This is a genomic window from Pseudomonas sp. RW407, from assembly GCF_003176655.1.
Lineage (GTDB): Bacteria > Pseudomonadota > Gammaproteobacteria > Pseudomonadales > Pseudomonadaceae > Pseudomonas > Pseudomonas delhiensis.
Genome location: NZ_QGSL01000106.1, coordinates 1,482,833 through 1,495,618, shown reverse-complemented (window position 1 = coordinate 1,495,618; position 12,786 = coordinate 1,482,833). Strand labels below are relative to the sequence as shown.

Genomic DNA, 12,786 nt, shown 5'->3' with positions numbered 1-12,786 from the left:
CACCGCCCCCCGCCGCGGCGGCCAGGCCACCGACGCCCAGGGCGCCCAGGCCGGCCATGGGCAGCAGGCCGAAGGCGTAGTAGGAATCATCGGACTGCACGGCCAACAATTGCTCGATGGAATCCAGCTCGGTGGTCAGCCAGGGTTCGCTCTGGTCCGCCAGCCACAGCTGGCCGTCAGGAGCCTCCAGCACCAGGTCGTGGCGCAGGCCGTCCACGGCCTGGAAGAAGTTGTCGACGGTGACGACCTCGCCGTTCTTCAGACGTATCACCAAGCTGTCGCCGTTGCGGCTGACAGACTGGATGCTGTCCGGCGCGGCCGCGATCTTCACCACGCACGGGTGCGTCAGCAACAACAGGTTCTTGCCGCTGACATCGCTGACCTGTCCCGAACTCTTCGCAATCAGTTGAATTGCGGCCATGTGAACTCCCGCCTGACGAGGCTATCTTTCTGCAATTAAAAGGACACTGGCGATTCGAGGACTCGTCCTCGCAACACTTGGCCAGCGCCCTGTTTGATTCAAATCAAGGAAAACCAGGACTTCCTTAATTACTAGCCAGAAAGAATAAGGCGCCCTCCAGGGCATACAATTGGGAATTTTCTTATTCACGGCTCCAGGCGATAAATTCCGACGCCGTATCGGAAAATTCTTAGCCCTTTTAAAATCCCAACTAACCCTTTCGCCGAAATGAATTCCAAAGAGAAATAAAAAAAGCGGGCCATGCAAGCCCGCTTTTTCAGGTTGTATATAAGATGAAGTTCATCAGTCGAAGAAATGCCCCTCCAGGCAACAGGCCAGCAGTTCCTGGTCCGTGGTCACGCCCAGGCGGCGCTTGGCCGATGCCTTCTGCGCGCTGATGGTCTTGTCGCTGCGCCGCAGCAGGCGGGCTATCTCGCAGACGCGCAGGCCCGAGACGAACAGCCGCAGCACCTCGTACTCCTTGACCGAGAGCGAGGTCAGGCGGCTGTGCAGGTCGCCGCCCTCGCCCGCGCATGGGCTCAGTACCCTGCGGCCCTTGCACAGGGCGTCCAGGGCCGACAACAGCTGGGGCATGCCCGCGTCCTTGCGCACCACCCCCTGCACCCCGAGCTCGCACAGGCGGTCCAGCACCAGGCGGTTGGACAGCATGGTGAAGACCAGGAACTTCACCTCGGGGAAGTTACGTACCAGGTAGCCGATGAAGCGCACGCCGTCGCCGTAGACTTCGTCCCCGGGCATGCTGAAGTCGATGATCGCGATATCGAAATGCTCCCGTCGCAATGCCTCGACCAACTCACCGGAAGTTCGCACCTCACATGCCACCTGATACTGCGGGTGGCGTTCCAGAACTCCACGAACTCCCATCAATACGACTGCGTGATCATCCGCCAGAACGATCTTGATCTTTTTCAAGGCAACCTCACAAACGACGATAACCGCAACTTTCGCGGCTGCCTAATCTAATGGAAGCCCCTGAAAAACGTCACCTTAAAACCGGACTATTTAATCAATATAAGAAAAATCCGACATGGCACCCAAGTTGCCAATAGCGCGCGGGGAAAGAGTGCGGAGCGTCTGCGGTGGCCGTCGCCGGCCCGTCCGCGCACCAAACGGGGCAGCGGAAATGCCATGAAAAAAATCAGACGGATCGGAAGGGAAAAGGGGGAAACGGAGCTAGCCTGAGGGGAATTGTGGCTACGAAGAATCCCACCCCAAAATGGAGGTGGCCCCGCCAGCCACACCCCGGCACACGATGTCACCGCTGCGGCTGCTCCCTTCCGGGCCTGACCGGGTTCACGGCTGATCGTTGCGGGGGGACCGACAGGGCCACCATAACGAAGCCCGCCTATGTGGCGGGCGGCGACATTGTACCGAGCCCAGCGCAAGTTACAAGCACTTCAAGCACTTAGCGGTGAAATCCGCGATGGGGCACGCAGAAATGGCAATTTGACATCATCACTCTGCGGCATGATGGCACACTGCCACAGCACTGGTGAGGTGGAGGGGACGGACACCCCTCGGCGCTTCAGCCCTCAACGCTTTGGGAGAATTCCGATGATCAAGTCTGCGCTCGCTGTCCTGGCCCTGGGCCTGTCTTCCACCGCCTTCGCCAACGGCGGCACCATCACCTTCAGCGGCCACATCTACTCGCCACCGTGCCAGGTCGCCGATATCACCAGCGAAGCCAGCGCGCGCCAGGCACGCCTGGCGCTGACGGGCTGCGGCGGGACCTCGAGCCTGTCGTTCAGCGAACCGTCCGGGCAGGAAGCGGCCCGCCAACTGGCGGTGACCGACCTGGACGGCCGCCACGTCGACCTGGGCGCCGGCAACGAGGCGCAAGGCGGCGATCTCAACCTGGTGCTGCGCAACCTGGACGGCCGCAGCGGCGCGCGGCCGCTGCTGCTGAACATCACCTACCTCTGAGTTCCCCCTCCCCCCTCGCCCAGCAGCGCGGGGGATGGCCTCACTCGGCGCGGATCATGCCGCCGGGGATCGGCTGGGTCGACACCTCCAGGTTCGGCCCCAGGTAGAGGTCGCTCTTCTCGAAGCCGGGCCGGCTGCTGAAGCTGGCGTACTTCTCCTGCCCGCGGTGGAAGGTGAAGGCCACCCGGTAGTCGCCGCCACGCAGCAGGCGCAGCGGGAAGCTCAGCACGGCGCCCGGCTGGATCTCCCCGGAGAGGCTTTCCTCGCCGTTCTCCTTGAAGCTGTAGCTCGCCGGCGCGCTGGCGTTGGCGTCGTAGTGCAGCTGGATCTGCGGACGCTCGGTCCAGGCCACGTAGAGGGCGAACAGCAGGACCAGGGCGATCAGCCCCGCGAGCCGCTGCTTTCTAGCCTTGTCCATCGTCGCCCCCGGTCAGTTGAGGCTGTCGGCCAGGGCCTTGGCCGGGACGAAGCGCACCACTCTCTTCGCGGCGATCTCGATGCTCTTGCCGGTCTGCGGGTTGCGCCCGGTGCGCGCGGCGCGCTCGCTCACCTTGAGCTTGCCGATGCCCGGCAGGGTCAGCTCGCCGTCGTTCTCCAGGGCGTCCTGGACGATGCCGGCCAGTTGCTCGAACACACCGCGCACCGAGGCCTGGGTCAGGTCGAGGGATTCGGCGATGTCGCGTACCAGTTGTTCCTTGGTCATTGCCATGGTGTTTCTCTCCGGATGGTCTTGGAAATTCGTTCAGGCACTGATGCCATGCTCTGCCAGTAACGTCAGCAGCCCCTCTTCGTCCATGACGTCCACGCCGAGTTCCTGGGCCTTGGCCAGCTTGGAGCCGGCGCCGGGGCCGGCCACCACGCAATGGGTCTTGGCCGATACGGAGCCGGCGACCTTGGCGCCCAGGCTCTCCAGCTTTTCCTTGGCCACCTCGCGACTCATGGCTTCCAGGGTGCCGGTGAGCACCCAGGTCTGCCCGGCCAGCGGCAGGCCCTCGGCCTGCTTCTTCTCGCTCGCCCAGTGCATGCCGAATTCGCGCAGCTGCTCTTCGATGGCCCGCGTGCGCTCGGCGTTGCCGGCATCATCGAAGAACTCGCGCAGGCTCTTGGCCGCGCGCTCGGGCAGGCGCTCGACCTGGCGCAGGTCGAGCCAGTCGGCGTGGATGATGCCTTCCAGCGAGCCGAAGCGGCTGGCCAGCTTCTCCGCGCCGGTGGCGGCGATGAAGGGAATGTTCAGCTTGTCGATGAAGCCCGCCAGGGTGGCGCAGGCGGCGAACTCGGCGGCCACCCCGCCCTCTTCCTGCAGTTGCACGCCGTGCTCGGCGTCCAGCAGTTCGGCGATCACCTTGCGGTTGTGCTCGTCGGCGAAGAAGTTGTGGATCTCGTAGGCCACCTCGGCGCCGACGTCCGGCAGGTAGGTCAGCACCTCCGGCAGGGCCTGCTGGATGCGCGCCAGCGAGCCGAGGGCGCGGGCCAGCAGCTTGGCGGTCTCCTCGCCGACGTCGGGGATGCCCAGGGCGTAGACGAAGCGCGCCAGGCTCGGCCGGCGGCTGTCGGCGATGGCGTTGATCAGGTTGTTGCTGGACACCTCGGCGAAGCCTTCCAGCTCGATCACCTGCTCGTAGGTCAGGCGGTAAAGGTCGGCCGGCGACTTGACCAGGCCCTTGTCCACCAGTTGCTCGACGATCTTGTCGCCGAGGCCGTCGATGTCCATGGCCCGGCGCGAGACGAAGTGGATGATCGACTGCTTGAGCTGCGCCTGGCAGAACAGCCGGCCGACGCAGCGGTAGATAGCGCCTTCGCTGACCGACTCGCGGCCCTTGGCGCGCTTGACCAGCTGGGTGCGCTCCACCTGCGAGCCGCACACCGGGCAGTGCTCGGGAATGTGTACCGGGCGCGCGTCGGCCGGGCGGCGCTCGGTGACCACCTGCATCACCTGCGGGATCACGTCGCCGGCGCGGCGGATGATCACGGTGTCGCCGATCATCAGGCCCAGGCGCGCCACTTCGTCCATGTTGTGCAGGGTGGCGTTCGACACGGTCACCCCCGCCACCTGCACCGGCTTCAGGCGTGCCACCGGGGTCACGGCGCCGGTGCGGCCGACCTGGAATTCCACGTCGAGCAGCTCGGTGAGTTCCTCGCGGGCCGGGAACTTGTGGGCGATGGCCCAGCGCGGCTCGCGGGCGCGGAAGCCCAGCTCGCGCTGGAAGTCGATGCGGTTGACCTTGAACACCACGCCGTCGATCTCGTAGGCCAGGCTGTCGCGGCGCTGGCCGATGTCGGCGTAGTAGTCCTGGCAGCCCTTCACCCCGCGGACCAGCCTCAGCTCCCGGCTGACCGGGATGCCCCAGGCCTTGAAGGCCTCGAGTATGTCGACCTGGGTGCCCGGCAGGCTGCCGCCCTCGACGCGGCCGAAGCCGTAGGCGCACAGTTCCAGCGGGCGGCTGGCGGTGATCTTCGGGTCGAGCTGGCGCAGGCTGCCGGCAGCGGCATTGCGCGGGTTGGCGAAGGTCTTGGCGCCAGCCTCCATCTGCCGGGCGTTGAGCGTCTCGAAGCCGGCCTTGGACATGAACACCTCGCCGCGCACTTCCAGCACCGCCGGCCAGCCCTCGCCCTGCAGGCGCAGGGGGATGTTGCGCACGGTGCGCACGTTGGCGCTGATGTCTTCGCCGGTGGTGCCGTCGCCGCGGGTGGCGCCGCGGGTCAGCCGGCCGTTCTCGTACAGCAGGCTGACCGCCAGGCCGTCGAGCTTGGGCTCGCAGCTGTATTCCACCTCGGCGCCGCCGCCGAGCAGGTCGCCGCCCGGCAGCAGGTCGGCCAGGCCTTCGCGCACACGGCGGTCGAAGTCCAGCAGGTCCTGCTCCTCGAAGGCGTTGCCCAGGCTGAGCATGGGGATTTCGTGGCGGATCTCGCCGAAGGCCGAGGCGGCCGCCCCGCCGACGCGCTGGGTCGGCGACTCGGGGGTGACCAGGTCCGGGTGCTCGGCCTCGAGTTCCTTCAGCTCGCGGAACAGGCGGTCGTACTCGGCGTCCGGCACGCTGGGCTCGTCGAGCACGTAGTAGCGGTAGTTGTGCGCGTCCAGCTCGCTGCGGAGCTGGGCGATGCGTTGGGCGGCGGTCTGGGTGTCGGTCATTCAGAAAGCCTCAAGCGGCAAGCTAAAAGCGGCAAGACAAGAAAAGCAAAGCCCCAAGCCAAGCGCTAGGCTTGCAGCTTGGGGCCTGTAGCTTGCCGCTGCGTTTATCGTTTCTGCGTCAGCGCGCGGCGTTCGAACTCGATGATGCGCTGGCGGTAATGCTCGATGGTCTGCGCGGTCATCACGCTGCGCTGCTCGTCCTTCAGCTCGCCGTTGAGTTCGTGGGCCAGCTTGCGGGCGGCGGCGACCATCACGTCGAAGGCCTGCTTCGGATGGCGCGGGCCCGGCAGGCCGAGGAAGAAGCTCACCGCGCGGGTGCTGAACTGGTCGATGTTGTCCAGGTCGAAGGTGCCCGGCTTGACCGCGTTGGCCATGGAGAACAGCACTTCGCCGTTGCCGGCCATGCTCTCGTGGCGGTGGAAGATGTCCATGTCGCCGAAGCGCAGGCCGCTCTCGAGGATGTTCTGCAGCAGCGCCGGGCCCTTGAAGCCACCCTCGTCGCGGCAGATCACGTTGATGATCAGCACTTCTTCCACCGGAGCCGGGGCGGCGGCGGGCGCCGGGCGCTCCTTGTCCTTTTCCTTGTCCTTCTTGCGGTCCCTGGCCCGGGATTTTTCCTTGGGCGCCTCGGCCAGGGGGTCGGGGAAGTCTTCCTCGTCCAGCGGGCCGAGCAGGTTCGGCGCCGGGTCGTCCAGGGCCAGGTCGCCCTGGCGCGGCTCGCCACGGCGCTTGCCGCGGGCCGGGTCCTTGGCGCTGACCTTCGGCAGGTCGTGCTCGTCCAGCGAAGGCTCGTGGTGCTCGACCACCCGCGAGGGCCCCAGCACCTCGGCGCTGCCGCCGTCGTCATCGTCGTCCAGTTGGTTGGCGAAATGGCGGTCCAGCTTGAACTTCAGCTTGCCCTTTCCGCCCCGCATGCGCCGCCAGCCATCGAACAGAATGCCGGCGATCACGATAAGCCCAATGACGATCAGCCATTCGCGCAGACCGATATCCATCTAATCCCAGTGCCCCTGATAAAAATGATGATGAAAAAGGGATGTCCTATCCCGGTAAAACGCGAACCCCGAGTTGTATGTTCGCGCGTAACAAAGTGGGCATTAAGCTAGCATGCCCGACACAACTTTTACACCGTCTGCGGCTGTTGCCCGCAGCAATATTCGCAACTTTTCCCGGGCGCCCCCGGGACTGGGCTTACCCCAATCGAATCAAGGGGTTACGCATATCCTCCCAGTACAGCACAGATCAACGCCGGGCGCTGACGAATACTGTACGAAATTTGTCCAGAAGGTACTTCATCAGGCTTCCGCCAGTGCCACGGCTTCTTCCACGTCGACCGCCACCAGGCGCGAACATCCCGGCTCGTGCATGGTCACGCCCATCAACTGGTCGGCCATTTCCATGGCGATCTTGTTGTGGGTGATATAGATGAACTGCACTTTCTCGGACATTTCCTTGACCAGGCGGGCATAACGCCCGACGTTGGCGTCGTCCAGCGGCGCGTCGACCTCGTCGAGCATGCAGAACGGCGCCGGGTTGAGCTGGAAGATGGCGAACACCAGGGCCAGCGCGGTCAGCGCCTTCTCGCCGCCGGACAGCAGGTGGATGGTGCTGTTCTTCTTGCCCGGCGGGCGCGCCATGATCGCCACCCCTGTATCGAGTAGATCTTCGCCGGTAAGTTCCAGGTAGGCGTGACCGCCGCCGAACACCTTGGGGAACAATGCCTGAAGGCCAGCATTGATCTGCTCGAAGGTTTCCTTGAAGCGGTTGCGCGTCTCGCGGTCGATCTTGCGGATGACGTTCTCCAGGGTGTCCAGGGCTTCCACCAGGTCGTCGTTCTGCTCGTCCAGGTAGCGCTTGCGCTGGGATTGCTGCTGGTATTCGTCGATGGCCGCGAGGTTGATCGCGCCCAGGCGCTGGATGCGCCCGGCCAGTTCCTCCAGGCGGGTTTCCCAGACCTTCTCGGCGGCGTCGTGGGGCAAGGTGCCGAGCACCGTGTGCAGGTCGTAGCCGTCTTCGCCGAGCTGCTCCTGCAGCGCCTTGCGACGAACGGTCAGGGCCTGCCACTCCATGCGCTGCTGCTCCAGCTGGCCGCGCAGCAGCTGCGACTGCTGCTCGGCCTGGGTGCGGCGCTTCTCGGCGTCGCGCAGCTGGCGGTCGGCGTCTTCCAGGGTCAGGCGCGCGGTCTTGAGTTCCTCTTCCACGCCCATGCGCCGCTCCAGCAGCTCTTCCAGGCGCATGCGCAGCTCTTCCAGGGGCGCGGCGCCCTCCTCCAGGTTGAGGTTGAGCTGCTCGCAGCGCTCGACCAGGCGCACGGCCTGCACGTCGAGGCGCTCCAGGGCCTGGCGGGTGGATTCGTGCTGCGCCTTCAGCGAGCCGACGCGCACCGCCAGCTGGTGGGCCTGGTCCTTGTGCTGGCGGGCTTCCTGGCGGATGCGGTCGAGGCGCTCGCGCAGCTCGTCGCGCTCGGCCAGCAGCGCCTCGCGGCGGCCGGTGTCCTCGGCCATGGCATCCAGCGCCACCTGCAGGTGCAGGCGCGCCTCGCCCAGTTGTTCCTGTTCCAGGGCGCGCTGCTCGGCCAGTTCGGCCAGTTCCTCGTCGAGGCGGCGACGGCGCAGGGTCAGCTGTTCGACCTTGGCCTGCTGGGCCGAGAGCGCGGCCTTCAGCTCGCCGTGGCGGCGGCCTTCGTCCTGGATGCGCCGGCGCAGTTGCTCGCGGCCCTCTTCGACCTGGCGCTGGGCCTGGCGCTGGGCTTCCAGTTGTTCGTCCAGGGCGGCCAGGCGCTCTTCCAGTTCTTCCCGTTCGGCGTACAGCCGTTCCAGCTCCTGGCCGCGGGCGAGCACGCCGGATTCGGCGGAGTCGCCGCGGCGCACCCGCAGGAAGTGCCGGCCGACCCAGTAGCCGTCGCGGCTGACCAGGCTCTGCCCGGCGCCCAGCGCGGCGCGCTGGGCCAGGGCCTGCTCCAGGCTTTCCACCGGGCGCACGCCGGCCAGCCAGGGCGACAGGTCGTGGTCGGCGCTGACCTTGTCCAGCAGGCTGCCGGCGGCACCGGCACCGCCGCGCGGCAGGTCGAGCAGGCGCAGCTCGCCCTTTTCCAGGCCGGCATAGGGCAGCCCGGCGAAATCTTCCAGCAGCACGGCGTGCAGGTCGGCGCCGAGCACGGTTTCCACCGCCAGCTCCCAGCCCGGCTCCACGCGCAGGCCTTCGGCCAGGCGCGGGCGCTGCTCCAGGCCCTGCTCGCGCAGCCAGTCGGCGGCGCCGGCGCCCGGGTCCAGGGCGGCCTGTTGCAGGGCCTCCAGGGAGGCGATGCGGCCGTTCAGGCGCTGCAGTTCGCCCTGGGCCTGGTGCTGCGCGGCGTTGCCTTCCTGCAGGCCCTGGCGCACCTGTTCCAGGCGCTCGACCAGCTCCAGCTCCTCGGCCTGCAGTTCTTCCAGTTGCAGCTCGACGGCGGCCAGTTGTTCGCTCAGTTCGAGGATGGCCGCGCCTTCGGGGTCGGCGGCCAGTTGCGCGCGTTCCTCGGCCAGGCGGCGTTCGCGCTCGAGCTGGCGCTCCAGGCTGTGCTCCAGGTGCTGGATGCTCGACTGCTGCACCTCGGCCTCGCGGCGCGGCTCGGCGCTCTGCTGGTTGAAGGCGTCCCAGCGCTGCTGCCAGTCGTGCATGCCGCTCTCGGACGCTTCCAGCAGGGCGCCGGCCTCCTCGGCGGCGGCGGCGCTGGTTTCCTGCTCGGGGGCCAGCATGTCCAGCTCCTCGGCCAGGGTCGCCAGCAGGGTGCGGTCGTGGCCCAGGTGCGATTCGGTTTCCTGGCGGGTGCGCTCGGCCTCGCGCAGGTCGTCCTGCAGCTGGCGCATGCGCTGCTGGCCGTGCTGGATGCTCTGCTCGACGCGGGCGATGTCGCCGCCCACCGAGTAGAAGCGCCCCTGCACCTGGTTGAAGCGCTCGGACAGCTCGTGGTGGCCGTCGCGCAGGCGCTCGATGCTGGCGTCGGCGCTGCGCTGCTCGGCCACCAGGGCCTCGAAGGCCACCTCCTGGTCGCCGATCACCCGTTCCTTCTGCCCCACCTGCTCGTTCAGCTCGCGCCATTTCAGGGCGCCCAGCTGGGCCTTGAGCTGGCGCTCCTCGGCCTTGTATTCCTGGTACTTCTCCGCCGACTGGGCCTGGCGGTGCAGGCGTTCGAGCTGGCGCTCCAGCTCCTCGCGCAGGTCGGAGAGGCGCGCCAGGTTCTCCTGGGTGCGGCGGATGCGGTTCTCGGTCTCGCGGCGGCGCTCCTTGTACTTGGAGATGCCGGCGGCTTCCTCGATGAAGTTGCGCAAATCCTCCGGCTTGGCCTCGATCAGCTTGGAGATCATGCCCTGCTCGATGATCGAGTAGCTGCGCGGGCCCAGGCCGGTGCCGAGGAAGATGTCGGTGATGTCGCGGCGCCGGCACTTGGTGCCGTTGAGGAAGTAGGTGTTCTGGCCGTCGCGGGTGACGCGGCGGCGGATGGAAATCTCGGCGTAGGCGGCGTACTCGCCCACCAGGGTGCCGTCGGTATTGTCGAAGATCAGCTCGATGGACGCCTGGGTCACCGGCTTGCGCGTGTTGGAGCCGTTGAAGATGACGTCGGTCATCGACTCGCCGCGGAGGTTCTTCGCCGAGCTCTCGCCCATCACCCAGCGCACGGCGTCGATGATGTTGGACTTGCCGCAGCCGTTGGGACCGACCACGGCGGCCATGTTGCTCGGGAAGCTGACGGTGGTGGGGTCGACGAAGGACTTGAACCCCGCCAGCTTGATGCACTTGAGGCGCATGCCGCTCTCCTCAGCGTTCGGCCAGGGCAGCCAGCACCAGCTGGCTGTTGTGGCGGCCGTAGTCCAGCAGCACCTCGCGGATGGCCGCCTCGTCGCGCTCGATCACCGCCTGCAGCAGGCGGGCGAAGCTGTCGAGGAACTGGCTCATCTCGCTTTTGCGCCGCTCCAGGGCCAGGTGGTAGGTGCGGCTGATGGCCGGCAGCAGGTTCTCCACCGTCTCCTGCAGGTAGGGATTGGCGGCGAACGGGAAGGCGGCGCGCATGATGTCGAAGCTGGATTCGACGAAGGCGTCGATGTCGCCGCGCTGCAGGTTGTCCAGCAGGCGCTGCTGGATGGCCAGGAACGGCTGCAGGTCGCGCTCCTCGCGCCAGGTCCGGGCCACCGCCACGGCGAGCAGGATGTACAGCTCCATGACCAGGGCGTAGAGGCTTTCGACGTGGCTGGCGGACAGCTCCGAGACCTGCGCCCCGCGGCGCGGCAGGATGACCACCAGGTGGCGGCGCTCGAGGATCAGCAGCGCCTCGCGCACCGAGCCGCGGCTGACGTTCAGGGCCTGGGTGACCTTCTGCTCCTGGATGCGTTCGCGTTCCTTGAGCTCGCCCCGGATGATGCGTTCGGCGAGGTGGTGGGCAATCTGCTCAGCCAGGCTGTCCGGGGCCTTGAACGTCATGGGTGTCCTTATCGCTGGAGGGCTGATGGAATGGGGCTTGCGACCGCGCAGTGTAACACAGGGTGTTACCCGGCAACGCCCCGGTCAAGGGGCTCGACTGAACGAAGGTTGGTGCGTAGGAAGAAAGGATTAGGCGCAGGATTGTCTGACAATCCTACAACGAGAGTCGCCCCATGTTCGCCTTCCTCCCCCCTGCCTGGATGCTGAGCCTGAAGAAGGCCGGCTACTGGATCTGGCTGGTGCCGGTGTTCGGCATCCCGCTGAGCTACTGGTGGTCCTACGGCAGCGACCACCCCAACGCCTGGGCCTGGTTCGTCATCGCCGTGGTGTTCCTGGTCATTCCCGTGCTCGACGCCATCGTCGGCCGCGACCCGGCCAACCCCGACGAGGCCAGCGAAGTGCCCGTGCTGGAGCGCGAGGGCTACTACCGCTTCCTCAGCCTGATGACCGTGCCGCTGCTGCTGGGCATGCTGGTCTACGGCGGCTGGGTGATCACCCACTATGAAGCCTGGAACTGGGTGGGCAAGCTGGGCTGGATCCTCTCGGTGGGCACGGTGATGGGCGCCATCGGCATCACCGTGTCCCACGAGCTGATCCACAAGGACCCACCGCTGGAGCAGATGGCCGGCGGCCTGCTACTGGCGGCGGTGTGCTACGCCGGGTTCAAGGTGGAACATGTGCGCGGGCACCATGTGAACGTCTCCACCCCGGAGGACGCTTCCTCCTCGCGCTACGACCAGAGCCTGTACGCCTTCCTGCCCCACGCCTACAGGCACAACTTCCTCAACGCCTGGCGCCTGGAGGCCCAGCGCCTGAAGCGCAAGGGCCTGCCGGCATGGCACTGGCGCAACGAGCTGATCTGGTGGTACGCCGTCAGCGCGCTGTTCCTGCTCGGCTTCAGCCTGGCCTTCGGCTGGCTCGGCGCGGTCTACTTCATCGGCCAGTCGATCATGGCCTTCACCCTGCTGGAGATCGTCAACTACGTCGAGCACTACGGCCTGCACCGCCGGCGCCTGGACGACGGCCGCTACGAGCGCACCACCCACGAGCACTCCTGGAACAGCAACTTCCTGCTGACCAACCTGTTCCTCTTCCACCTGCAGCGGCACTCCGACCACCACGCCTACGCCAAGCGCCGCTACCAGGTGCTGCGCCACTACGACGCCAGCCCGCAACTGCCCAACGGTTACGCCGGGATGATCGTCCTGGCGCTGTTCCCGCCGCTGTGGCGCGCGGTGATGAACCCCCGGGTGCGTGCCTACTACGCCGGCGAGGAATACCAGCTGAGCGACACCCAGCGCGCCTGAGCCCACCGAGTTCCACGCCTTTGCGGCAGCCGAGTACCCCCGGCTGCCGTTTTTTTTGCGCCTCCGGGAGCGTAGAGCGACCTGCAACAGGCGCTTCGGGCTGACTCCGGGCGAGGTGTGGCCAAGGTCAAACGGCGGATAACCGCGAACGGTTATCCGCCCTACGTTACGGGCAGGCCTGGCGTAGGGCGCATAACGCCTACGGCGTTATCCGCCGTTTAGCCTTGGTTCCCGGCGGCTCCGAGATCGATCTGGGCGTGGGGCGTGGTCCGTGGCCCAGGCTAACCGGCGGATAACCGCGAACGGTTATCCGCCCTACGTTACGGGCGGGCCTGGCGTAGGGCGCATAACGCCTACGGCGTTATCCGCCGTTTGGCCTTGGTTCCCGGCGGCTCCGAGGTTGATCAGGGCGGTCTGTGACCCAGGTTATCCGCCCCACCCCTTCCGAAAATCCGCTCCTACGAAATAGCTGACCGAAAAATCAGAATTTT

10 protein-coding genes and 1 other RNA gene are annotated in these 12,786 nt (G+C 66.5%); 2 read left to right on the top strand and 9 right to left on the bottom strand.

The features are described from left to right. From DK254_RS34600 to ffs, 3 genes are all read right to left on the bottom strand, one after another. A partial coding sequence (locus DK254_RS34600) for a BapA prefix-like domain-containing protein (protein WP_218281441.1) occupies positions 1 to 421 on the bottom strand: 421 nt, incomplete at its 3' end. Positions 422 to 763: 342 nt separating this feature from the next. After that, positions 764 to 1,393: a response regulator gene (locus DK254_RS23465; protein WP_109935704.1), complete on the bottom strand. Its 630-nt coding sequence runs from the start codon at positions 1,391 to 1,393 to the stop codon at positions 764 to 766. Positions 1,394 to 1,707: 314 nt separating this feature from the next. Next, positions 1,708 to 1,804, bottom strand: an RNA gene (ffs, locus tag DK254_RS23460) — signal recognition particle sRNA small type. 231 nt (positions 1,805 to 2,035) lie between these two features. Here ffs and DK254_RS23455 point away from each other — a divergent pair. Then, a complete protein-coding gene (locus DK254_RS23455) occupies positions 2,036 to 2,404 on the top strand; it encodes a hypothetical protein (protein ID WP_109935703.1) in 369 nt (122 codons plus the stop codon). A gap of 40 nt (positions 2,405 to 2,444) precedes the next feature. Here the strand turns inward: DK254_RS23455 and DK254_RS23450 are convergent, their stop codons facing one another. The 6 genes from DK254_RS23450 to DK254_RS23425 form a co-directional block, all read right to left on the bottom strand. Next, positions 2,445 to 2,822 (bottom strand): cbb3-type cytochrome c oxidase subunit 3, encoded by a 378-nt coding sequence (locus DK254_RS23450; RefSeq protein ID WP_089390421.1) that lies wholly within the window; start codon positions 2,820 to 2,822, stop codon positions 2,445 to 2,447. A gap of 12 nt (positions 2,823 to 2,834) precedes the next feature. After that, positions 2,835 to 3,113 carry an HU family DNA-binding protein gene (locus DK254_RS23445; RefSeq protein ID WP_089390420.1) on the bottom strand — a complete coding sequence of 93 codons (279 nt, stop codon included), beginning with the start codon at positions 3,111 to 3,113 and terminating at the stop codon, positions 2,835 to 2,837. Positions 3,114 to 3,146: 33 nt separating this feature from the next. Beyond that, positions 3,147 to 5,534, bottom strand: coding sequence for an NAD-dependent DNA ligase LigA (gene ligA, locus DK254_RS23440; RefSeq protein WP_109935702.1), 2,388 nt, complete (start codon positions 5,532 to 5,534; stop codon positions 3,147 to 3,149). A gap of 104 nt (positions 5,535 to 5,638) precedes the next feature. Beyond that, positions 5,639 to 6,529: a cell division protein ZipA gene (gene zipA / locus DK254_RS23435; protein ID WP_109935701.1), complete on the bottom strand. Its 891-nt coding sequence runs from the start codon at positions 6,527 to 6,529 to the stop codon at positions 5,639 to 5,641. Positions 6,530 to 6,829: 300 nt separating this feature from the next. Beyond that, entirely contained in the window at positions 6,830 to 10,318 is a 3,489-nt protein-coding gene (gene smc, locus DK254_RS23430; protein ID WP_109935700.1) for a chromosome segregation protein SMC, read from the bottom strand. A 10-nt stretch (positions 10,319 to 10,328) separates the two neighbouring features. Next, positions 10,329 to 10,988, bottom strand: coding sequence for a GntR family transcriptional regulator (locus tag DK254_RS23425; RefSeq protein WP_109935699.1), 660 nt, complete (start codon positions 10,986 to 10,988; stop codon positions 10,329 to 10,331). A 173-nt stretch (positions 10,989 to 11,161) separates the two neighbouring features. Here DK254_RS23425 and DK254_RS23420 point away from each other — a divergent pair, with 173 nt between their 5' ends. Further along, positions 11,162 to 12,295: an alkane 1-monooxygenase gene (locus DK254_RS23420; RefSeq protein ID WP_109935698.1), complete on the top strand. Its 1,134-nt coding sequence runs from the start codon at positions 11,162 to 11,164 to the stop codon at positions 12,293 to 12,295. Positions 12,296 to 12,786: the final 491 nt, after the last annotated feature.